At 73.4% G+C, this 21,544-nt stretch carries 19 protein-coding genes; 9 read left to right on the plus strand and 10 right to left on the minus strand.

What is annotated here, in order from left to right:
• Both ABD324_RS13395 and ABD324_RS13400 read right to left on the minus strand, forming a co-directional pair.
• On the minus strand, nt 1-516 hold a 516-nt coding region (locus ABD324_RS13395), incomplete at its 3' end, for a hypothetical protein (RefSeq protein ID WP_344416100.1).
• Nucleotides 517-654: 138 nt separating this feature from the next.
• The gene (locus tag ABD324_RS13400) at nt 655-2,703 is read right to left on the minus strand and encodes a heavy metal translocating P-type ATPase (protein ID WP_344416102.1); all 2,049 of its coding nucleotides are present in this window, start codon (nt 2,701-2,703) and stop codon (nt 655-657) included.
• 193 nt (nt 2,704-2,896) lie between these two features.
• Here ABD324_RS13400 and ABD324_RS13405 point away from each other — a divergent pair, with 193 nt between their 5' ends.
• Nucleotides 2,897-3,076 (plus strand): hypothetical protein, encoded by a 180-nt coding sequence (locus tag ABD324_RS13405; RefSeq protein WP_344416104.1) that lies wholly within the window; start codon nt 2,897-2,899, stop codon nt 3,074-3,076.
• A gap of 19 nt (nt 3,077-3,095) precedes the next feature.
• Here ABD324_RS13405 and ABD324_RS13410 read toward each other — a convergent pair whose 3' ends face one another.
• The 4 genes from ABD324_RS13410 to ABD324_RS13425 all read right to left on the minus strand — a co-directional run bounded on the left by ABD324_RS13410 (nt 3,096) and on the right by ABD324_RS13425 (nt 6,453).
• The gene (locus tag ABD324_RS13410; protein WP_344416106.1) at nt 3,096-3,476 is read right to left on the minus strand and encodes a DUF6401 family natural product biosynthesis protein; all 381 of its coding nucleotides are present in this window, start codon (nt 3,474-3,476) and stop codon (nt 3,096-3,098) included.
• Between the two features lie 163 nt (nt 3,477-3,639).
• Nucleotides 3,640-4,872 (minus strand): VOC family protein, encoded by a 1,233-nt coding sequence (locus ABD324_RS13415; RefSeq protein ID WP_344416108.1) that lies wholly within the window; start codon nt 4,870-4,872, stop codon nt 3,640-3,642.
• Nucleotides 4,869-5,384 carry an RNA polymerase sigma factor gene (locus tag ABD324_RS13420; RefSeq protein WP_344416110.1) on the minus strand — a complete coding sequence of 172 codons (516 nt, stop codon included), beginning with the start codon at nt 5,382-5,384 and terminating at the stop codon, nt 4,869-4,871. Before ABD324_RS13420 ends, ABD324_RS13415 begins: the two co-directional genes overlap by 4 nt.
• A gap of 40 nt (nt 5,385-5,424) precedes the next feature.
• On the minus strand, nt 5,425-6,453 hold the full coding sequence (locus ABD324_RS13425) for an alpha/beta fold hydrolase (protein WP_344416112.1): 1,029 nt from the start codon (nt 6,451-6,453) through the stop codon (nt 5,425-5,427).
• 90 nt (nt 6,454-6,543) lie between these two features.
• Between ABD324_RS13425 and ABD324_RS13430 the strand changes: the two genes are divergently transcribed.
• Together ABD324_RS13430 and ABD324_RS13435 are read left to right on the plus strand one after the other, a co-directional pair.
• Nucleotides 6,544-7,641 carry a luciferase domain-containing protein gene (locus ABD324_RS13430; protein ID WP_344416115.1) on the plus strand — a complete coding sequence of 366 codons (1,098 nt, stop codon included), beginning with the start codon at nt 6,544-6,546 and terminating at the stop codon, nt 7,639-7,641.
• Nucleotides 7,642-7,909: 268 nt separating this feature from the next.
• On the plus strand, nt 7,910-8,494 hold the full coding sequence (locus ABD324_RS13435) for a hypothetical protein (RefSeq protein ID WP_344416117.1): 585 nt from the start codon (nt 7,910-7,912) through the stop codon (nt 8,492-8,494).
• Nucleotides 8,495-8,550: 56 nt separating this feature from the next.
• Here the strand turns inward: ABD324_RS13435 and ABD324_RS13440 are convergent, their stop codons facing one another.
• Nucleotides 8,551-10,074 (minus strand): benzoate-CoA ligase family protein, encoded by a 1,524-nt coding sequence (locus ABD324_RS13440; protein ID WP_344416119.1) that lies wholly within the window; start codon nt 10,072-10,074, stop codon nt 8,551-8,553.
• A 104-nt stretch (nt 10,075-10,178) separates the two neighbouring features.
• Here ABD324_RS13440 and ABD324_RS13445 point away from each other — a divergent pair, with 104 nt between their 5' ends.
• Nucleotides 10,179-12,020 (plus strand): AAA family ATPase, encoded by a 1,842-nt coding sequence (locus ABD324_RS13445; RefSeq protein ID WP_344416122.1) that lies wholly within the window; start codon nt 10,179-10,181, stop codon nt 12,018-12,020.
• Nucleotides 12,021-12,101: 81 nt separating this feature from the next.
• Nucleotides 12,102-12,914 carry a PIG-L family deacetylase gene (locus ABD324_RS13450; protein ID WP_344416124.1) on the plus strand — a complete coding sequence of 271 codons (813 nt, stop codon included), beginning with the start codon at nt 12,102-12,104 and terminating at the stop codon, nt 12,912-12,914.
• Here the strand turns inward: ABD324_RS13450 and ABD324_RS13455 are convergent.
• A complete protein-coding gene (locus ABD324_RS13455; protein ID WP_344416127.1) occupies nt 12,886-13,398 on the minus strand; it encodes a GNAT family N-acetyltransferase in 513 nt (170 codons plus the stop codon). The two genes, ABD324_RS13450 and ABD324_RS13455, sit on opposite strands and share 29 nt — an antisense overlap.
• Before the next feature lie 176 nt (nt 13,399-13,574).
• On the opposite strand from ABD324_RS13455, the gene ctaD reads away from it, so the two are divergent.
• The 3 genes from ctaD (at nt 13,575) to ABD324_RS13470 (ending at nt 17,380) form a co-directional block, all read left to right on the plus strand.
• Nucleotides 13,575-15,329: an aa3-type cytochrome oxidase subunit I gene (gene ctaD / locus ABD324_RS13460; RefSeq protein ID WP_344416129.1), complete on the plus strand. Its 1,755-nt coding sequence runs from the start codon at nt 13,575-13,577 to the stop codon at nt 15,327-15,329.
• Complete coding sequence (gene serB / locus ABD324_RS13465) at nt 15,330-16,550, plus strand: phosphoserine phosphatase SerB (RefSeq protein WP_344416131.1); 1,221 nt, start codon at nt 15,330-15,332, stop codon at nt 16,548-16,550.
• Between the two features lie 173 nt (nt 16,551-16,723).
• Entirely contained in the window at nt 16,724-17,380 is a 657-nt protein-coding gene (locus ABD324_RS13470) for a peptidyl-tRNA hydrolase (protein ID WP_425565833.1), read from the plus strand.
• A gap of 201 nt (nt 17,381-17,581) precedes the next feature.
• On the opposite strand, the gene ABD324_RS13475 is transcribed toward ABD324_RS13470, so the two are convergent.
• Both ABD324_RS13475 and ABD324_RS13480 read right to left on the minus strand, forming a co-directional pair.
• The gene (locus ABD324_RS13475) at nt 17,582-18,349 is read right to left on the minus strand and encodes an enoyl-CoA hydratase-related protein (protein ID WP_425565834.1); all 768 of its coding nucleotides are present in this window, start codon (nt 18,347-18,349) and stop codon (nt 17,582-17,584) included.
• Nucleotides 18,350-18,377: 28 nt separating this feature from the next.
• Nucleotides 18,378-20,441: an ATP-dependent DNA helicase gene (locus tag ABD324_RS13480; protein WP_344416135.1), complete on the minus strand. Its 2,064-nt coding sequence runs from the start codon at nt 20,439-20,441 to the stop codon at nt 18,378-18,380.
• Between the two features lie 122 nt (nt 20,442-20,563).
• Here ABD324_RS13480 and ABD324_RS13485 point away from each other — a divergent pair, with 122 nt between their 5' ends.
• Complete coding sequence (locus ABD324_RS13485; protein WP_344416137.1) at nt 20,564-21,433, plus strand: acyl-CoA thioesterase; 870 nt, start codon at nt 20,564-20,566, stop codon at nt 21,431-21,433.
• Nucleotides 21,434-21,544: the final 111 nt, after the last annotated feature.

Consider the following 21,544-nt stretch of genomic DNA (forward strand, 5'->3'; position numbering starts at 1 on the left):
CCAGATGCCGACGACGGTGCCCGCGGTGCTGGCGTAACCCTGGACCAGCACGTTCGCGGGGTGCTTCGCGTCGACGTAGGGGCCGAACCACTCGTCCTTCATCCAGATCGTCATGCTCTCCCGGGGGTGGGCCGGGTCGGACAGCACCACGCCGAACCCGTGGACGTTGAACGCGTTGGACTGCAGCGTGAACGTCTCCGCGCCGAACGGGGCGACGACCGTCCCGGCCGCCGGGTGGGCGTCCTGGGGCTGGAACGGGCCGACGCGGGTGTTCGTGCCCGAGCCGTCCGTGGCGAAGACCTTGTCGATCCGCCAGTCGCGGAAGCTCCAGTTCTTCAGGACGAAGGTCTTCGTCCCGCCTATGGCCTGCTCCTGAACGTCGCCGGAGACGGTGGTGGCGACGGCGGTGGTGGTGGCGGTCGCGGCCGGGGTGGTCGCGGCCTGGGCGGTGCCGGCGAGCCCGACGAGGGCGGCGCCGGCGAGGATCGCGCAGAGGAGGGTGTGTCGTGCGCGCATGGGTATCGGTGTCCTTCGAGAGGGTGTCCCTGCTGTCGTCGTTGCCCCACAAGGATCGCGAGGATCGGCCCCGGACTCCGTCCCCCGACCGGCCCGCCGCCCGGACGAATCCGGCGTCCCCCGATCGCCCGACCCCGCTCAGGAGGGGCGGAGGTCGAGGCGGCGCAGGAGCTGGGCGTTGGCGGCCACCACGATCGTCGAGACGCTCATGAGGATCGCGCCGACCGCCGGCGGGAGCACGAACCCGACACCCGCCAGCACGCCGGCGGCCAACGGCACGGCCAGCAGGTTGTAACCCGTGGCCCAGAACAGGTTCTGCAGCATCTTCCGGTAGCCCGCGCGGGACAGCGCGACCACCGAGAGGACCGCGCGGGGATCGTCCGAGGCGAGGACGACGCCGGCGGACTCGATCGCGACGTCCGTGCCGGCGCCGATCGCGAGGCCGACGTCGGCGCGGGCGAGGGCCGGGGCGTCGTTCACACCGTCGCCGACCATCGCGACGGTGAGGCCGCGCGCCTGGAGCCGGGCCACGGCCGAGTCCTTGTCCTCGGGCCGGACCTCGGCCACCACCTCGTCGACACCCACCTGGGCGCCGACGGCCTCGGCGACCGGCCGGGCGTCGCCGGTGATCATGATCGTGCGGATTCCCTTGTCGCGCAGGGTTCGGACCGCCGCGCGGGACTCCGGACGGACCTCGTCGGCCAGCGCGAGGGCGCCGAGGACCTGACCGTCCCGCAGGACGTACACGACGGTGCTGCCCTGGGCCTCCCAGGCGCGAGCGGCCTCGGCGATCTCCGGTCCGGGTTCGGCGTCGAGGTCCCGGAGAAGTCCGGGCCCGCCGACCGCCACCGCCGCTCCGTCGACAGTCGCGACGACCCCGCGGCCGCTGAGGGACCGGAAGCCGCGCACCTCCGCCGGTGATCGGTGGTTCGGACCCGTCGAGGCCGCATGCGGCGCGGATGGGGCCGACGCGGTGATCGTCGGCTGGGCGTCGTCAGCGTGTGACTCGGCCTCCCGGAAGTGCCGACTCGCGGGGGTGGCGGTGACGATCGCCTTCGCCAGGGGGTGTTCGGAGTCCTGTTCCGCCGCGGCGGCGAGGGCGAGGGTGTCCTCGTGGCCGACCGTGGCGACGACGGTGGGGCGGCCGGTGGTGAGGGTGCCGGTCTTGTCGAACAGCACGGCGTCGACGGTGCGCATGCGTTCGAGGGCGAGGCGGTCCTTCACCAGGATGCCCGCGCGGGCGGCCCGGGCCGTCGAGATGGCGATGACCAGCGGGATCGCCAGGCCGAGTGCGTGCGGGCAGGAGATCACCAGCACCGTCACGGTCCGCTCGACCGCCTGGGCGAGGTCCCCGATCGAGGCCCACACCGCGAACGTCACCACGGCGACGCCGGAGGCGAACCAGAACAGCAGCCCGGCCGCGCGGTCGGCCAGGGCCTGGGCGCGGGAGCGGGAGGCCTGGGCCTGCTCGACCAGCCGCCGGATCCCGGCCAGGGCGGTGTCCTCGCCGACCCGGTCGACCCGCACCCGGATCGCGGAGTCCGTGGCGACCGTCCCGGCGACGACGCGGTCGCCCGCACCCCGCCGCACCGCACGGGACTCGCCGGTGATCATCGACTCGTCGAGCGCCGCCCCGCCCTCGACGACCACGCCGTCCGCGGGGACCCGGCCGCCGGAGCGGACGAGGACGACGTCGCCGGCGGCGAGCTCGCCCGGCGGGACCTGCTCGACGCCGTCGCCGGTCACCCGCTCGGCGGCGTCGGGGAGCAGGGCGGCGAGCGCGTCGAGGGCTCCGGACGCCTGGCCGAGCGCGCGCATCTCGAGCCAGTGCCCGAGCAGCATGATCACGACGAGGAGCGCGAGCTCCCACCAGAAGTCGAGCATCAGGAGCCCGGCGGTGGTCAGGGCGCTCGCGACGAAGGCGACCGTGATCGCCAGCGCGATGAGCAGCATCATCCCGGGCCTGCGGGAGCGGATCTCGCTCGACGCGCCGGCGAGGAACGGCGCGCCGCCCCACAGGAAGACGACCGTGCCGAGGAGCGGGGAGATCCACCAGGACCAGCCGGGAAGGTCGTAGCCGAGGAGGTCGGCGAACATCGGGCTGAAGGCCACGACGGGGAGGGCGAGGGCGAGGGACCACCAGAAGCGGTCCCGGAACGCCGCAGCATGGTCACTGTGCTCGTGCATCTTCGCCTCCGCGGCCGACGACCCGTCGTCGGTGGAACGCCTATACCCCCCGTGGGTATTTCCCGTGAGACCCTCGTCATGGAGCAGGGACGGGATCCGTGAGGAGAGGCGGCACGCACATGACGGACGGCGGGCGGATCCGGGGGCTCGACACGGGCCCCGCGGCGTTGCGGCAGGCCACGGCGGGTGCGCGGTGAGCGGCGAGCGCGGCCGGGCCTGGCGGGAACGGGCCGAGCAGGCCACGGGATCGCGGCGGGTGACCGCGGGATCGGTGGGCGGCGGCATCCTCGACGACATCGACGCGGTGCTCGCGGAGGACGACGAGCCGGAAACCTCACCGGAGGGTGAGGAGCGCCGCGAGCCGTATCTCTGACGTCGGTCCGGGTCGCCCGCTATCCGCGGGACAGCTGGCAGACGGCGATCAGGCGGATCGTGGTCCAGTCCCGCGGTCGCCAGATCCCGTTCTGCGGCAACGCGACCGCGGCCCCGGCGCGGCGTTGCTCGTCGAGCAGGCCGCGCGCATAGGCGGCCAGCCGCAGCCGGGCGTCCGTGTCGCTGGGGGCGAGCACGGCCACGCCACCGCTGGTGCGGGTGCCGGACTCGCGCAGGATGTCCCGCACCGCGGCCGCATGCTGGTCGACGAGGGCGGCCAGGCCGGGCTCGAGTGCGGCGGAACGCAGGCCGGGCACCCCGACCGTGTCCATCAGCCGGTGCAGCACACGCCGGGCCTGCCACTCGGCGACGGTGCGGCGGAGGTCCCCCAGGAGGCTCACGCACGGATGGTAACCACGGCCTTCACCGGATCGGGTGAGGATGAGCCGATCGGTCGCCGTCCCGCGCCGGTCGGTGAGAAACCGGCTGCGCCGGTCGGCGCTGCGCCCCAGCGGTCGTGAGTGGCAATAGTCGCCAGGGCGACTATTGCCACTCACAGGGTCTTCAGAACTGGACCACCTGGAAACGGGCACCGTGATCGTCCGAACAGAGGGCGGCGGTCCCGTAACCCGCGTGAGCAGGGTCCTCCGCCGTGCCCCCTGCGGCGCGCACCCGGGCGACGGCGGCGTCGATGTCCTCGACGGCGAACATCGGGACGGCGGCGGTCTCGCGGCCGCCGGCGAGGCCCATCGGGGGGTGGGCGTCGCCGCCGTCCACGCGGACGTTCCAGTGGCCGGGTTCGCGGCCGGGGGTGAAGCCCCAGCCCAGGACCGTGCCGTAGAAGGCGCGGGCGCGGGTGGGGTCCGGGAACTCCAGCGTGACGTAGGCCAGGTCGCCGGGTGCGGTCGAGCTCCGTGGGGCTCCTGGGCCGGTCTCGCTGACCGCGAACCGCACCCCCTGGTCGTCGACACAGTCCGCGACCCGGCCGAAGGGCTCCAGGGCCGGATCGGCCGCGGTGCCGCCCGCCGCGCGGACCAGCCGGACGGCGGCGTCGACGTCCGCGACCCCGTAGCAGCAGAACAGAGTGGGGCTCTGGTCGCCGAAGATGCCCAGGTGGGTGCCTGTGTTCGTGATCCGGCGGCCCTGGCCGTCGCGGACCTCCTCCGTCTCCCAGCCGAGCACCGCGCGGTAGAAGCGGTCGGCCGCGGCGGCGTCCGGGGTCCAGACGGAGGCGTAGGTCAGCTCGCCCGGCCGGGCGCCGGGCTCGGCCTCGGCTTCGCGGGACACCATCCAGCGGTGCCCGGAGGGATCGACCACCACGCCGCCGCGGCCGTAGGGCGAGTCGGTGACCTCGCGGTGCAGGGTGGCGCCGGCGGCGACCGCCCGGGCCACGACGGCGTCGGGGTCGGCGACCTCCAGGCGGAGCGACACGGACACCCCGCCGGACTCGGGGGCACGTAGGCCGAGCTCGGGGTACTCGTCCGCGAGCATGATCACGGAGCCGCCGAGGATGATCTCCGCGTGGCCGATCCGGTTGTCCGGCATGACGATCGGGTCGCCTCGGCGGACGGCGCCGAGACCGTCCACATAGAAGTCGAGGACGGCACGGGCGTCGCGCACGGCGAGGTAGGGGGTGACGGTCGACAGCGCGACGGCCGTCGGCTCGAGGGTGGTGGTCACGGGTTCCTCTCCGGCGAGCACCAGTCTTTCCAGGCGCTCGCGCAGGCGGGCGGCGAATCCCGGATCGGGGTCCACCGGCCGCACGGGTTCGCGGAGGGCGTCCAGCGGATCGGTCATGCCGGGCCTCCCTCCAGAGCGGTGTAGGTGCGGCGGAACGCATGCCGGGCGCGGACGAGCAGGGCCTCGGTGGCCTGCTCGGTGCGCCCCAGGACCGTGGCGACCTCGGCGACCGGGAGGCCGTCGAGGTACCGCAGGGTCAGCGACGCGCGGTGCTGCGGGCTCAGCGCGTCGAGGACCTCGCGGGCGAGGAGGGCGTCGAGCTCGGCGTCCCAGGGGTCGTCGACCTCGTCCGTGTCGAGGAGACGCAGCTTGCGGTCGAGCCGCTCGAGGTCCCGCCAGTGGTCCACGAGCTTGTGCCGGGCGATCCCGACCAGCCAGCCCGTGCTCAGCGGCGGCGATCCCGACCGGCACGCCTGTACGGCGGCCAGGAACGTCTCCGCGGTGAGGTCCTCGGCCAGGGCGCGCCGCCCGCAGCGCGCGAGCAGGTAGCCGTAGACCTCGGGCAGTGCCTCGTCGTACAGCGAGAGCAGGGCCGGTCCCGAGTCCGGTACCGGCTGCGTTCCGCTCACGTCCCCCCGTCGTACGGGCGGCGCGGAACCCGACGGCGGTTCACCCGATCGTCGTAAGGAAGTCGACGAGGACCGCCAGCCAGCGCTCCTCGGCGTCGACATGGGGGCCGTGGCCGGAGCCCTCGAACATCTCCGTGCGGACGCTCCCGCCGGCCTTCGCGTAGGCCTCGAGGACGTCCCGGATCTGGGTGACCATCGGCTGCGGCGGATGGGCGTCGGCGCCGGGCCAGCCGGGCACGATCCCGGCTGCGCCGAGGACGCCGAAGTCGAGTGGGGAGGCGTCGGAGACGACGAGGTCCGCGGTGCCGTGGGTCCAGAGCACCGGCGGTCTCGGGTCGAGATCGACGATGTCCGCCCAGCGGCAGTACTTGGGGGACAGGGCGTTCAGGATCCCCCGGGTGCCGGGCGCCATCCCGGGCCAGTTCGGTGAGGACCGTGAGTCGCCCGGGTAGCCGTCGGGGCCGGTGAGCGTCTTGAGGATCTCGGCCACGTAGAGGTCCTCGCGCGTCGGGTCGAGCCGGTACTGCGGCGACCAGTAGGTCGCGCGCATCACGCTGCGGATCGACAGGGGGCTCTCGGCGGTCGTGTCCCCGGCCCCGAGACGGGCGACCACCTCGGGATTCGCGACACCGCCACCGGAGCCCGCGTGGTCCGCGTGCAGCGGGGTGCCGTCGCGCAGGACGGCGCCGTAGCCGTAGGGCGACACGGGATCGAGGAAGGTCAGCGACGCGACCGGCCGCGCCTTCGCGTAGTCGACGATCGCGGCGCCGGCGGTGGACCAGCCGACCAGGTGGGGCGGGTCCGTCACGCCGAGGGCGTCGAGGAGGGCGGCGGTGTCGTCGGCCCAGTCCGCGAGGCCGCGGGTGGCGTCGAGGGGCCTGGGCTCGGAGTCGCCGAAGCCGCGCATGTCCGGGGCGATCACGTGGAAGCGCTCGGCGAGGGCCGGGAAGAGGTGCTCGTAGAAGCGGGCGGTGGAGAGGTTGCCGTGCAGCAGGACCAGGGGCGGGCCGCTGCCCTCGGTGAGCACGTGGGTACGCAGCCTGCCGGTATCGACGAACGACTCCGTCATGGGGGCGATCGTGTCGGGGGCGGCCGGGGTGGTCAAGAGCGACTCGAACTGAGACGCCCGGGGCGGGCGCGCGGCGCTAGCGTCGGCGGGGTGTTCCCCGCCGACGCGTCCGGGCCCGACGACGATCTCCTCGTCGCCCGCTGGGGCTCCGAGCATCCCACCGCGCCCCTGGTCGTCGTGCTGCACGGGAACGGGACCAGCGAGCACTCGATGATCGAGATCTCGCCGTGGCTGCCGCACGGGCCCGTCGCGTACTGCGCGGTGCGGGCGCCGCTGCGGTCGGCGCGGGGGTACCGGTGGTTCGCCTCGTCCCCGGACGGCGAGCCCGATGCGGCGGAGCTCCTGGCCTCGAGCCGGCGACTGCTCGAGTGGCTGGACGGCGAGGGCGACCGTCCCGTGCTGCTGCTCGGGTTCCGCGGCGGCGTGACCATTGCCGGGGCGCTGATCCTGGAGGCGCCGGAGCGGTTCTCGGGGGCCGCGCTGCTGCACGGGGCGGTGTCGTTGTCGCCCCTGCCGGCGGACGGGGCGCTGCGGGGGATGCCGGTGCTACTCGCCCACGCCGACGACGATCCGCGCACGCCCCAGGGCCTGCTCACGGCGTCGCGCGACTGGTTGCGGCGGCGGTCGGGGGCACCCGTGCGGCTGGTGCTCGCGCCGGGTGGGCAGCTCGCGGGCTCGGTGGTCGACGCGCTGGGCAACTGGATGGGCGACCGGCTCGACTTCATCCGCGCCCACGGGGAGAGTCCGCTGCCGGACGGGCCGGAGCCGGCGTGGCCGGGACTCGGGCGGCTCTCCCCTCGCGTGGGCGGTGCCCCCGCGGTGACGGACGGACTGCCGCAGCTCCCGCTCGACTCCGCGCCGTGGCCGGGCTTCGCGCTGGGCGGATCGCCCGTGCCGGCGGAGATCGGTCCGCCCGGGACACTGTCGCTGCACTCCGAGGGTGGCCCGCCGGAGGCCTGCTTCCTGAAGACGGAGTTCGCACACCTGCACCCGGACGGCAGCCTGCACCTGTGCCTGCCGCCGGACCTGGCGTACGACGCGCTGCTGAAGGGGTGGGCGGTGGCCCATCCGCTGGCGGGGGTGCGGCTGAGCGCGGGAATGGTGCTGGTGCCGGCGCCGCGGGATGCGGCCGAGGCCCAGGTCGTCGAGACGATCCTGGCGGCGTCGCGAAGCTACGCGACGCCCTGACCCGCGAGTCGAATGGGCCGACCATCGAGCGGAGCCGGGAGGCCGGGTCGTGACGTTCATCCGCCTCCGGGACCTGGGTGATCTCGGTCCGGGATCCTTCGCGCGGCGCTGGTCGCTCGTCGCAGATGTGTATTTCGGCCTCCCGAAAGTGCCGACTCGCGGGGTGGGGTGGTGGGCGGCGATCAGGAAGGAGAGCAGTGCTCTTGACGGGGTGGGATCGGTGCGCCAGAGTGTGAGCACTGCTCTCATTGTTGATCGGGGGACTCTCATGACCGCCACGCTCACCGCTCCGGTCGCGACCGGGCCGGCCGCCCGCACGTCGCGGGTCGCACTCGTCGTCGCCGGGGTGCTGTTCCTGCTCTATCCGGCCCTGCGGCCGTGGGGTGACTCCACGGTGGACGGGATGGCCGCCGCCTTCTCCTCGCCGGCCTGGCTCGCGGCGCACACCGCCGCGATGATCGGGTTCGTGCTCGCCGGGTTCGGCCTGGTGCCGGTCGCGCGCCGCGCCGCCGTCGTGTGGGGGATCGGGGCGGCGATGGTCCTGCCGTACTACGGGGCCGAGGCGTTCTCGTTGCACGCCTTGGGTTCCCGGTTCTCCGGGGCGGAGCTCGCCTCGCTCGCCGACGCGGTCCGCTACGGGATCGTCCCGATGACGCTGTTCGGGATCGGGCTCGTGCTGCTGGCGGTTGCCGGCGTGATGACGGCGGTGCGGCTCGGGTGGCGGGGCGTGCCGTTCGCGGTCGCGGCGGTGCTGTACCTGCCGCAGTTCTGGCTCCCCGCCGAGCTCCGCATCACGCACGGGGTGCTGCTGGCGGTCGGGTGTGTGCTCGTCGCGCTGGCTCCGCGGCGCTGACACGTCGTAGATGTGTGTTTCGGCCTACGAAAAGTGCCGACTCGCGGGTCTTTCGGTCAGGCGGGGACGGTCGTGTGGGACTGGCGGAGGCGGTAGCGCTGGACCTTGCCGGTCGCCGTCTTCGGGAGCTCCGCGACCACGACGACCGCGCGGGGGCGTTTGAAGGAGGCCAGGCCGGCCTTGCAGAACGTGATGAGCTCGTCGGGATCCACGAGGGCGCCGTCGCGCGGGACGACGTAGGCGATCGGTTTGTCGAGTCCGTCGTCGTCCGGGATGCCGATCACCACCGCCTCGGCCACCGCCGGGTGCTCCAGGATCCGCGACTCCACCTCGGCGGGGGAGACCCAGATGCCGCCGACCTTCAGGACGTCGTCGGTGCGGCCGAGGCAGGTCAGGCTGCCGCCCTCGTTGCGGACGTACTGGTCGCCCGTGCGCATCCACTCGCCCTGGAAGACGGTGCGGTTCACCGCCGTGCGGCACCAGTAGCCCGTGCAGATCGAGTCGCCGGAGATCCACAGCATCCCGGGCTCGCCGGTGCCGGTGATGACCGTGCCGTCGGTGCGGCGCAGCTCGATCTCGTAGCCGGGGACGGGGTGCCCGGAGCTGCCCGGGACCACGGCGCCGGGGCGGTTGGAGATGAAGATGTGCAGCGCCTCGGTGGACCCGATGCCGTCCAGGATCTCGACGCCGAACCGGTCCCGGATGCCGGTGAACATCCGGGCCGGGAGCGTCTCCCCGGCCGAGACTCCCTGCCTGACCTGCGCGAACGCGTCGTCGGGAAGGTCGGCGGCGAGGAGGGGACCCCAGAAGCTGGGGACGCCGAACAGCAGGGTGGCGCCGTACTTCGCGGCGTTCTCGGCCATCAGGGCGGGGCTGGGGCGCGACGGCTCGAGGATCGCCGCGGCGCCCACGGAGAGCGGGAAGAACATCGAGTTGCCGATGCCGTAGGCGAAGAAGAGCTTGGCGACGGACAGGCAGACGTCGTCCGGGCGGATGTCGAGGACCTGGTGGGCGTAGGTCTCGCAGACCGAGCGGATGTCCGCGTGGCGGTGCATGGCGCCCTTGGGTTTCCCCGTGGTGCCGGAGGTGTAGAGCCAGAGCGCGGGGGACTCGTCCCAGGTGGTGTGCGGGCGTTGCAGGGGCGGCGCGTCGAGCAACGACTGCCACGACGGCTCGCCCGCCATGATCACGGTCTGCAGGTCGGGGGCGGCCTCGGCGGCGGTGCGCACGGCGTCGGCGAAATGGTGGCTGCCGATCAGGATGCGCGCGCGGGAGTCGGCGACCAGCACGGCGAGCTCGGGGCCGGTGAGCATGGTGGAGCACGGCACGGCCACCGCGCCCAGGTACATGGCGCCGAGGATCGCGGTGTAGAGCTCGACGTCGTCGGCCATGCAGAGGACGACCCGCTCCTCGGGCCGGACCCCGAGTGCCGCCAGGCCGCCGGCCACGCGACGGACCTCGGTGGCGAGCTCGGCGTAGGTCAGGGTGCCCCGCGGGTGGTGGACCGCGGTGCGGGCGCCGTCGCCCGCCGTCACCCGTCTTTCGGTCAGGTACTCCGCAGCGTTGAAGAGTTCGCTCATCGAATGGCTCCAGTGCCGGTCCGGGTGCCGCGAACTCTACAGCCTGGTCGCGCGGCGTCAACGAGTCGTAGAAGATCGGAGCCGCGCTGTGCTACACAGAGATCGTGAACGCGCCGACCGCCGTCGTCGGCCTCCGCCGCGAGCGGGAGGTCCTCACCGTCGCGCTGGCCACCGGGCGGCACGTGGTGCTGGAAGGGCCGCCCGGGACGGGCAAGTCCACCCTGCTGCGGTCGATCGCGCGCGACGGCGGGCAGCACGTGGTGTTCGTCGAGGGCAACGCCGAGCTCACCCCCGCGCGCCTGGTCGGGACCTTCGATCCCGCCCAGGTGCTCAACGAGGGGTACCTGCCGGCGAGCTTCGTCGACGGGCCGCTGATCACGGCGATGCGCGAGGGCGGGCTGCTCTATCTCGAGGAGCTCAACCGCATCCCGGAGGAGACGCTGAACGTCCTGATCACCGTGCTCACCGAGGGGGAGATCGCGGTCCCGCGGCTCGGCACGGTGCCGGCGGGGCGCGGGTTCCGGCTGATCGCGGCGATGAACCCGTTCGACGCGGTCGGCACCGCGCGCGTCAGCCAGGCGATCGCGGACCGGATGTGCCGGGTCGTGCTCGGCTACCAGTCCGAGGAGGCCGAGCGGGCGATCACGACGTCCGTCAGCGGGGTCGAGGGGTGGGTGACCGAGCTGTCCGTCGGGCTCGCGCGGTCCACGCGGGAGCACCGCGACCTGCGGATGGGCTCGTCGGTGCGGGGCGCGATCGACCTCGCCCACCTGCTGACGGGCCTGGCCGATCTCCGCGGCGAGGACAAACCGGCCCGCGAGACCGCCCGGGACGCCGCGTACGCCGCCCTGTCCGGCCGGGTGAAGGTGGCCGACGGCGTGGACCGGACCCCCGAGGCCGTGATCGACGAGCTGCTGGAGCGGTTCTGGCCGGCGGACGCCCCCGAACCGACCCCGGACGACGACCCGGGAAAAGCTGAGGGCCCTCCGCCCGGCGGGGCGGGGGGCCGGCAGTCGGGCCGGGACCGTCCGCAGCGCGGGCAGCGGACCCTGGGAAGGGCGGAGCTCGGCGCGCGGCACGAGCGGTTCGAGGAGGTCTCGCCGGAGGTCGGGGAGCTCGACGAGGCGGCCCTCGACGCTGCTCTCGCGGAGAACGCCGAGGCGGCCGCGGCGCTGCTCGCGGACCTCGCGGTGGCCACCGATCCGGTGCTGCGCGCGCAGGCCCGGCGCGTGGCCGGACGGGTGTTCATCCGGCTCGGGAAGGTCGGCCCGGCCAAGGCGCGGGGCACCCGCCGGATCGCGCCCGCCCGGGGTGGGGAGGGCGATCTCGACCTCGACCGGACGCTCGAGCGGTGGCAGCCGGCCGCGGCGAGCCGCGCGGACGGCAGAGCGTCTCGACGGCCGGGGCCCGAGGAGGTCGTCACCCGCGGCTGGACCGCGCACCGGCGGGCCGTGTCGCTCGTCGTCGACATGTCGGGGTCCATGCAGGGGCTCGCGGTGGCGCTGGCCGCGGTGGCCGCCGCCGGGGTCGTGCTCTCCGCGGACACCGCGCTGGAGCCGGGGGTGATCGCCTTCGGGGCGCAGGTCAGGACCTTGCAGCGGCAGGGGGTCCGGCGCCCGCCCGACCAGCTCGTCGGCGAGCTGGTGGCGCTGCGCGGGCACGGGACCACGGACGTCGCCGCGGCGCTGCGGGAGGCCTCCGTGCAGCTCGCGGGGGCCGTGGCGGACGAGCGGCTGGTGCTGCTGCTGTCGGACTGCCTGCACACCGCGGGCGACGACCCGCTGACCGCGCTGGGCGGCATCGACCGGCTGCACGTCCTGGCCCCGCTGCCGGACGTCGCCGCGGAGCGGGCGGGCCGGGCGCTGGCTCTGCGGGGTGGTGGCAGCTACCGGGAGGTCCGCCGGCTCGCCGACATCGCCCCGGCCCTGACCGCTGTCCTCTGCTGAGGGGTTTGCGCAGGTCAACGGCATTCGTGAGGAGTGTCGCCCCCTGGAGGGGGCGAAAGTACCCGCAGTAGGGTCTGACGGGTGGGAACGATCGTCAGCTTTCATGCGCATCCCGACGACGAGTCGATCGCGACGGCCGGCACGCTGGCCAAGGCCGTGAAGGCGGGCCACCGGGTGGTGATCGTCTTCGCCACGCGGGGCGAGCTGGGTGAGCCGGTGCCCGGTGTGCTGGCCGAGGGCGAGCAGCTGCCGGTGCGGCGCTCGGCGGAGTGCTACGAGTCCGCGAAGGCCATCGGCGCCGCGCGCGTGGAGTTCCTCGGCTACGTCGACTCCGGGATGATGGGCGAGCCGTCGAACGACGCGCCCTACTGCTTCTGGCAGGCGCCGGTGGAGCACGCGGCCAAGCGGCTGGCGGTGATCCTCGACGAGGAGGAGCCGGACATCCTCACGATCTACGACGACAACGGCGGCTACGGACACCCGGACCACATCCAGGTCCACCGGGTCGGCAAGCGGGCCGGGGAGCTCTCCGCGGTCCCGGTCGTCGCCCAGAGCACGATCAACCGGGACTGGATGATCCGCGGGATGCGCGGGCTGGCCGAGTCCGGGCAGGTGCCGGAGGGCTGGGACGGTCCGACGGCCGAGCCGCCGCCGGACTTCGGCAAGCCCGAGACGGAGATCACGCACCGGGTCGAGGCCGTGGACTTCACCGACCAGAAGCGGGCGTCGATGCGGGCGCACGCGAGCCAGATGGGCCCGGAGCACTTCATGCTCGCCCTCCCCGAGCCCATGTTCGCGATGGGCTTCGGCACGGAGTTCTACATCGTGGCGGACCCGCCGAGCCCGGCCGTGGCACCGGACGTCTTCATCGAGCTGTTCCTGCCGATGCGGTGAGCTCCCACCGCCAGACGGCGCCCTCCTGGGGATCCCGGAGCTCGGCGGTGCGGACGAAGCCGCACCGCCGCAGCACGCCCGTCGACGGGTTCTCCTCGGCGAGGGTGTGCGCGATCACCGTCGTCGCGCCGCGGGCCCGGGCCGACTCGATCCAGGCCCGCGCGGCGGCCGTCGCGTGGCCGCGGCCGCGACGATCGGGCGCGACGCTGTAACCGATCTCCACCACCCCGTCCGCGGGCGGTCCGGTGTACCCGCCCAGCCCGACGACCTCGGCCGCGTCCGGGTCGACGATCAGGTGGCTGAACCACTCCGGAGGGGTGCCCGCCAGGAGGGTCTCGCGGGTCGCCGGCAGCGCCTCCGGGAAGGCCAGATAGCCCTCGACCAGCCGCAGGCCGTGGGCGGCGGGGAAGCCGTCCGGGTCGGTGATCAGGGCCTCCACCTGCGCGAGCGTCAGGGGGCGGACCTCGGTGCGGTACGTCGTCACGGGGGACATCGTCCACTGATCGGCGTGACTCTCGCCCCCACAGTTGGTCCTTCTACCCCCGGTAGAGCAGAATGCTCGTGCAGCCCTGCCCGGTGGCACTGGAGCGGGGCAGCGGGAGATAGAGTCCGGGCCTGGCCCACCACGAGGTACCAGCGAGGTCCAGTGCAGGAGGCACAGTGACAGCCGTCGCGCCCAAGCCGATCACGACGCGCCCGTATCCGGCGCGTCGGACGGGTAAGGGTTCCACGTTCCTGAAGATGCTGCGGACGACGGACCCCAAGGACATCGCGATCCTGTACCTGGTCACGTCGTTCGGCTTCTTCATGGTGGGCGGCGCGATGGCGCTGCTCATCCGCGGGGAGCTGGCACGCCCGGGGCAGCAGTTCCTGTCCAGTGAGCAGTACAACCAGCTGTTCACCATGCACGGCACGATCATGCTGCTGCTGTACGCCACGCCGATCCTCTTCGGCTTCGCGAACTACATCGTCCCGCTGCAGATCGGTGCGCCGGACGTCGCGTTCCCGCGGCTGAACGCCTTCTCCTACTGGCTGTTCCTCTTCGGCGGCCTGATCGTCCTCTCCGGCTTCCTGACGCCGGGCGGCGCCGCGGACTTCGGGTGGTTCGCCTACACCCCGCTGTCCGACGCGATCCGCTCGCCGGGGGCCGGCGCGGACCTGTGGATCATGGGCCTGGCCGTCGGTGGTCTCGGCACCATCCTCGGTGGCGTCAACTTCATCACCACCATCGTCTGCATGCGCGCGCCCGGCATGACGATGTTCCGGATGCCCATCTTCACCTGGAACATCTTCGTCACGGCGATCCTCATCCTGATCGCGTTCCCGGTGCTCACCGCCGCCCTCTTCGGGCTGGCCGCGGACCGGCACCTCGGCGCGCACGTGTTCGACCCCGCCAACGGCGGCGTCATCCTCTGGCAGCACCTCTTCTGGTTCTTCGGCCATCCCGAGGTGTACATCGTCGCGCTGCCGTTCTTCGGCATCGTCTCGGAGATCTTCCCGGTCTTCAGCCGCAAGCCGGTCTTCGGCTACAAGACGCTGATCTACGCGACCATCGCCATCGCGGCGCTGTCGGTGGCCGTGTGGGCGCACCACATGTACGCCACCGGCGCGGTGCTGCTCGCCTTCTTCTCCTTCACGACCTTCCTCATCGCCATCCCGACGGGCATCAAGTTCGTCAACTGGATCGGCACGATGTGGAAGGGGAAGCTCACGTTCGAGACGCCGATGCTGTTCTCCGTCGGCTTCCTCGCGACCTTCCTGTTCGGCGGTCTGACGGGCGTGCTGCTGGCCTCGCCGCCGATCGACTTCCACGTGTCGGACACGTACTTCGTGGTGGCGCACTTCCACTACGTGCTCTTCGGCACCATCGTGTTCGCCACCTACGCGGGCATCTACTTCTGGTTCCCGAAGATGACCGGCCGGATGCTCGACGAGACGCTCGGCAAGTTCCACTTCTGGACGACGTTCGTCGGCTTCCACCTGACCTTCCTGGTCCAGCACTGGCTGGGCAACGAGGGCATGCCCCGCCGCTACGTCGACTACCTGCCGACGGACGGCTTCACCACGCTGAACACGATCTCGTCGATCGGTGCGTTCGTGCTCGGGGCGTCCACGCTGCCGTTCATCTGGAACGTCTTCCGCAGCTACCGCTACGGGCGTGTGGTCACGGTCGACGACCCGTGGGGTCACGGCAACTCGCTCGAGTGGGCCACCTCCTGCCCGCCGCCGCGGCACAACTTCACCGAGCTGCCCCGGATCCGGTCGGAGCGCCCGGCCTTCGAGCTGCACTACCCGCACCTCGTGGAGCGGGCACGGGCCGAGGCCCACGTCGGCGGGCACGCCGATCCGGGCGAGCTGATCACGCAGGGCATCGCCCCGGAGTCGCAGCCCAACGGCGACCCCAAGTCTCGGTAGATGAGCCGTTCGTCGGTGCTGGTCACGGTCACCGGACCGGACCGGCCCGGCGTCAGCTCGGTGCTGTTCACCGTGCTGACCCGGCACGGGGTGGAGCTGCTGGACGTCGAGCAGGTCGTGATCCGCGGCCGGCTCACCCTCGGTGCGCTGGTCGCGGTGGCGGACGATCCCGAGGACCTGCAGGAGGCCGTCGAGGCCGCCATGCACAGCATCGGGATGCAGGTCCACACCTCTCTCGGTGACGACGGCGAGGTGCGGCGGCACGCCACCCACGCCGTCGTCGTGCTCGGGCGGCCGATCACGGCGCGGGCCTTCTCGGCGGTCGCGCAGGCGCTCGCGGACGTCGGCGCCAACATCGACTCCATCCGCCGGGTCGCGGACTATCCGGTCACGGGCCTCGAGCTCGAGGTCTCGCCGAACCCGGACGATCCCGCCCAGCCGCACGGCACCCTGCGGGCCAAGCTCGTCGAGGTCGCCCGCGAGGCGGGGATCGACGTGGCCGTGGAGCGGGTCGGGCTCTCCCGGCGCAGCAAACGACTGATCGTGTTCGACGTGGACTCCACGCTCGTGCAGGGCGAGGTCATCGAGATGCTCGCCGCCCACGCCGGGGCCGAGGAGCGGGTCCGCGAGATCACCGAAGCCGCGATGCGCGGCGAGCTGGACTTCGCGGAGTCGCTGCGGGCCCGCGTCGCGACCCTGGAGGGGCTCCCGGAGTCGGTGATCTCCGCCGTCGCCGCGGACCTGGAGCTCATGCCCGGCGCCCGCACCACGATCCGGACCCTGAAGCGGCTCGGCTTCCGCTGCGGCGTCGTCTCGGGCGGGTTCACGCAGGTCATCGCCGGCCTGGTCGACGAGCTGGGGCTCGACTTCTGCGCCGCCAACACCCTCGAGATCGTCGACGGGCGGCTCACCGGGCGGGTCGTCGGGGAGATCGTGGACCGGCCGGGCAAGGCCGTCGCGCTGCGTCGCTTCGCCGCCTCGCACGAGGTCCCGATCGACCAGACGGTCGCGGTGGGAGACGGCGCCAACGACATCGACATGCTCTCCGCCGCGGGGCTGGGCATCGCGTTCAACGCGAAGCCGGCGCTGCGGGAGATCGCGGACACCGCGCTGTCGCACCCCTATCTGGACGTGGTGCTGTTCGTCCTGGGGATCACGCGGGACGAGGTGGAGCGGGCGGACGCGGCGGAGGGCGTGCTGCGGCGGGTCCCGATCGCGTGAGCGCTAGTCTCGGGGCGGCCGGTGACGCGTGGGGTCCCCCGGCGTCGCGGGATGGTGCTCGGGGAGCCCAGGCGTCAGGTGGGGGTGCGTCCGGTGCGCCTGACACTCGGGGCGCCCAAGAGTCGCTGAGTGGTGCTCGGGGGCCCCACGGTCCGGAAGGGGCGGCGCCCGGGGTGCTGCTCCGGAGCCTCGCGGCGCGATACGGCGGGGCGCCGACCGAGATCCCGCCCGAGTCCGACGGCGTGGTGCGGGCGATGCCCGTGATCCTGCGGATCGAGCGGGAGCTCCCGGGAAGGACCGCGCTGCTGGAAGCGGCGGCCCAGGCCGCGCTGGCGGTGTGCGTGGCTCCGGAGCCGGAGTGGGAGGACGCGCTGCGGCTCTGGATCGACGGCCGGATCCGCAAGATCGCCCGCCGGGCACGGGGCGCGCACTGGGCGGCCGTGCAGGAACTGCCGGGGATCACCGTGACCGTCGACGGTGCTGAGGCGCGGGCGCTGCTCCCCGGGCCGGTCGACGCGGTGCCGAAGATCGTCTCCCGGCTACAGATCGGCGGCACGGAGCTGCCTGCCGACACCCCGGGGCCCGCGGGCTCGCCGGTGATCGCGCTCAACCCGGCGGTGGAGATGAGCGTCGGCAAGGCCGCGGCCCAGGTGGGCCACGCCTCGATGATCCTCGGGGCGGTCCGGGGCTGGACCGCGGCGCCCCGCTTCGCCGTCCGCCGGGACGCCGCGTTGTGGGAGGCCCTGGGCGCGCGCGACGACGCGATCGCCGTCCGGGACGCGGGCTTCACCGAGGTCGATCCCGGCACCGAGACCTGCCGCGCCGCCTGACCGGCCCCGCCCCGCGAGCCGACCCTGGAGCGCGCCCGCCGGCACCAGGCGTCGGCGCGGCGGCGCCCGCTGATCGGCTGGGTCGGGAGCCCGCGCACGCTGACGACGCGCGCGAACGTCACATACGGCCTCCCGGAAGTGCCGACTCGCGGGGAGGGCGGGGCCCGACTCGGCCGGAGGCTGGGTCCGACTCGCGGTGGGTCAGCGGAAGTGTGGGGGGCGTTTGGCGAGGAAGGCGGCGACGCCCTCGCGGTAGTCCTCACTGTCGACGGCGAGGAGGGGGAGGTTCGCGGCCTCCTCGTCCGCGACGTCGAGGCCGGCGGCGATCTTGCCGATGAGGGTCTTGGAGCCGCGGACGGACACCTGGGCGCGGGAGGCGATCGTCGTCGCGAAGTCCCGGGTGGTCTTCTCCAGCAGGTCCGCCCCGACGGCCTCGTCGATCAGGCCGACGCGCAGGGCGTGCTCGGCCGTGACCCGGTTGCCGCTGTAGAGCAGGTAGCGGGCGAAGGACGGGCTGGTCAGCGACACGAGGGTGCGGGTGGAGCCGAAGGCGTACACGATGCCGAGCTTGGCCGGCGTGATCGCGAACTCCGCGGCGCTGTCCGCGAACCGCAGGTCGCAGGCCACGGCGAGCTCACAGCCGCCGCCGATGCAGTAGCCCTGGATCATCGCGATCGTCGGCTTGGACATGTGCCCGAGGGCGTGGGTCGCGCTCTCGATCCGGTCGCCGTACTCGCGGGCCGAGTCCGCGGTGCTGCGTCGCTCGCCGAACTCCGCGATGTCCGCGCCCGCGCAGAAGTGTGCCCCCTCCCCGCGCAGGATCACGACCTTCACGGAGTCGTCGGCGTCGAGCTCGGCGCAGAGACCGGGCACGGACGACCACATCTCGTAGGACATCGCGTTGCGCTTCTCGGGACGGGCGATCACGAGGTCGGCGATACCGCCGCCCCGTCGGTCGATCCGGAGCACACAAACCACCTTTCGTCGAGCGTCGAGCTCAGGCCTCTCGGAGGCGGGTCAGGGCTGCCCGGACCTTCTCGGGGTCCGTGGTCTGCCAGAACGGGGGGAGGGACGCGCGGAGGAAGCCGCCGTAGCGGGCGGTGGAGATCCGCGGATCGAGGATCGCGACGACGCCCCGGTCGTCGTTGCCCCGCAGGAGCCGGCCCGCGCCCTGGGCGAGGAGCAGCGCCGCGTGGGTGGCGGAGACCGTGAGGAAGCCGTTGCCGCCGCGCGAGTCCGCAGCTTTCTGGCGGGCGGCGACCAGCGGGTCGTCCGGGCGGGGGAAGGGGATCCGGTCGATGATCACGCAGGAGAGCGACGGTCCGGGGACGTCGACGCCCTGCCAGAGCGACAGCGTGCCGAACAGGCAGGTCTCGGTGTCCTCGGCGAAGCGCTTGACCAGCAGCATCGTGGCGTCGTCGCCCTGGCAGAGCAGGGGGACGGACAGCCGCCCGCGCAGCGCCTCGGTGGCCTGCTTGGCCGCGCGCATCGACGAGAACAGCCCCAGGGTGCGGCCGCCGGCGGCCTCGACCAGTCCGGCGATCTCGTCGAGGTACTCGGGGGCGAGCCCGTCGCGCCCGGGCGGCGGCAGGTGCTTGGCGATGTAGAGGATGCCGCTCTTGCCGTGGGCGAAGGGCGAGCCGACGTCCAGGCCCTTCCAGCGCGGCGCGTCCGGATCGCGGACGGGATCGCTCTGGTCCCCGCCCGAGGACTCGGTCCCGCCGCCGGGCCGGGCGGACGAGCCCTTCTCCGGCGGCAGGCCCCACTGGCGGGCCAGCGCGTCGAACGAGCCGCCCAGCGCCAGGGTCGCGCTGGTCAGGACCGTGGTGCGCTGCCCGAAGAGCCGCTCGCGCAGCAATCCGCCGACCGACAGCGGGGCCACCCGCAGGACCTTGTGCCGCGCGCCGTCCGGGCCCTGCTCACCCAGCCACACGACGTCGTACCGCTTGGCGGGATCGGACTCCTCGAAGGTCTTGAGGATGCGCACGACGTTCTCGGACACCTCGTCGAGCAACGCGAGGGCGAGCTTGCGGCCGGTCGCGGCGTCCGGGTCCTCCTTGCGCTCCGAGCCGAGGGCCTGGCGGCACATGCCGGCGGCGTCCCGGATCACGGTGAGCGCGCCCGTCGCGGCCTGGGGGATGGACTCCCAGCGGCCCGGCGGCAGGTCCTCCAGGACCATCCCGAGGCCCTCGCCCGCCTCGGCGAGCCGGTCCGCGAGCGAGTCCTCGACGAGCTTGCCGCAGCGTCGCGCGGCCGCGGTGACCGTGCCCGCGGTGAGCTCCCCGGTGGCCGCGCCGGTGACCCGGTCGACCAGCTCGTGGGCCTCGTCGATCACCACGACGTCGTGCTCCGGGAGGACGTTCGCGTCTCCCATCGCGTCGATCGCGAGCAGGGCGTGGTTGGTGACGACGACGTCCGCCCGGCCGGCCTCGCCGCGCGCCTTCTCGGCGAAGCAGTCCTCGCCGACGGGGCAGCGCGACACCCCGAGGCACTCGCGCGCGGTGACCGACACCTGCCGCCAGGCGTTGTCCGGGACGCCGGGGACCAGCTCGTCCCGGTCCCCGGTCTCGGTGTCGCTCGCCCACTCGTGCAGGCGCTTCACCGTGCGGCCCATGGCCGAGATGGCGAACGCGTCGAACAGCTGGTCGTCCTCGGGCTCGGCCGTGTCGTCCCCGTGCAGCTTGTTGAGGCACAGGTAGTTCCGCCGGCCCTTGAGGATGGCGAAGGTGGGCTCGCGGCCCAGCGACTTCTTCAGCGCCTTGGCGACGCGCGGGAGGTCCCGGTCGACGAGCTGGCGCTGCAGGGCGATCGTGGCCGTGGAGATCACGACGGTGGTGTCCCGCGCCATCGCGTGCCGGATGGCCGGGACGAGGTAGGCCAGCGACTTCCCCGTGCCGGTGCCGGCCTGCACCGCGAGGTGCTCGCCGCTGGACAGCGCCTTGCGCACGGCCTGGGCCATCGCGTCCTGCCCCTCGCGGCGGGAGCCGCCCACCGCGGTGACGGCCTCCTCCAGCAGCTCGGCGACGCCGGGGAGGTCGGTACTGGATGCAGCGAGGGGCACCGAACGACGATAGCGACCGCCCCCGACAGTCCGCGGCGGAACCGGGAAAGCGGGGTGCGTCACACGTGATGTGGATCGACCCGGCGGGCGTCGCGGGGCCCGCCTGGACCAGGATGGCGCGGGTGACCTCGACCGAGACCCGACCGACGCTGGCCGGCTACCCGCGGGTGTACGAGCCGCAGATCCGCTACAGCGATCTCGACCCGAGCCGCCGGGTCGGTCGCGAGGCGCTGTTCCGCTGGTTCGAGGACGTCCGTGTGGACGTCTTCCAGAACGCCCTGCCGTCGCGCGGTGAGCGCGGCGCGCACCTGGCCGCCGCGATCGGCCTCGACGTGCGCGCGCCGCTGCGGATCGCCGAGCACTACCGGGTCGGCTACGGCATCAGCCGGGTCGGCCGCTCGTCGTTCGCCTGGGCCTACGGGGTCTTCGACGGCGACGAGCTGGTGGCCACCGGCACGTCGACCAGCGTGTACGCGGAGGACGAGCGGCCGGCAGCCCTCTCGGGCCAGGTCCGGGAGGCCCTCGCCGCCCTGTACGCCCCGGAGCTCACCTCCGTCCCGCGTCCGGAGCGTCCCGCCGCTCGGCTGGTGCGCGAGAACTACCCGTTCCGCTACGACGTGCGCACCCGCTTCGGCGACCTGGACACCAACCGGCACGTCAACAACGTCGCGCTCGCCGGCTGGTACCTCGACGGCCTCGCCGAGCTGCACACCGACGTCCTCGGCTACCCGGAGGGCGGCCCGCTCGACGGGCTCTCGCCCAGCGACCTGGCCGTGGAGTACCGCTCGGTCGTGCACTACCCAGGCATCTACCAGCTGCGGGTCGGCGTCCTGGACGTCGACGACACGGGCGTCCGCTACGCCTGCGGCCTCTTCGACGGCGCCACCTGCCTCGGGCTCGCCGACGCCTCCGGCGCCGTGCGGGCGGCCGACGGCGAGGGCGCGGACGTGGACCTGCGCGCGGCGTTCGAGCGGTTCCGGATGCGCGGCTAGGAGGGTGCTGAAGAGCTCCGGCCGTAGCGAGCGACGTCCAGGTGGTGGCATCGCAAGGCGCGCGGATGCGCCGATACCGTTGTTGTATCGGCGCATCCGCGCAACGCCGCG

Source organism: Pseudonocardia ailaonensis, from assembly GCF_039531635.1.
Lineage (GTDB): Bacteria > Actinomycetota > Actinomycetes > Mycobacteriales > Pseudonocardiaceae > Pseudonocardia > Pseudonocardia ailaonensis.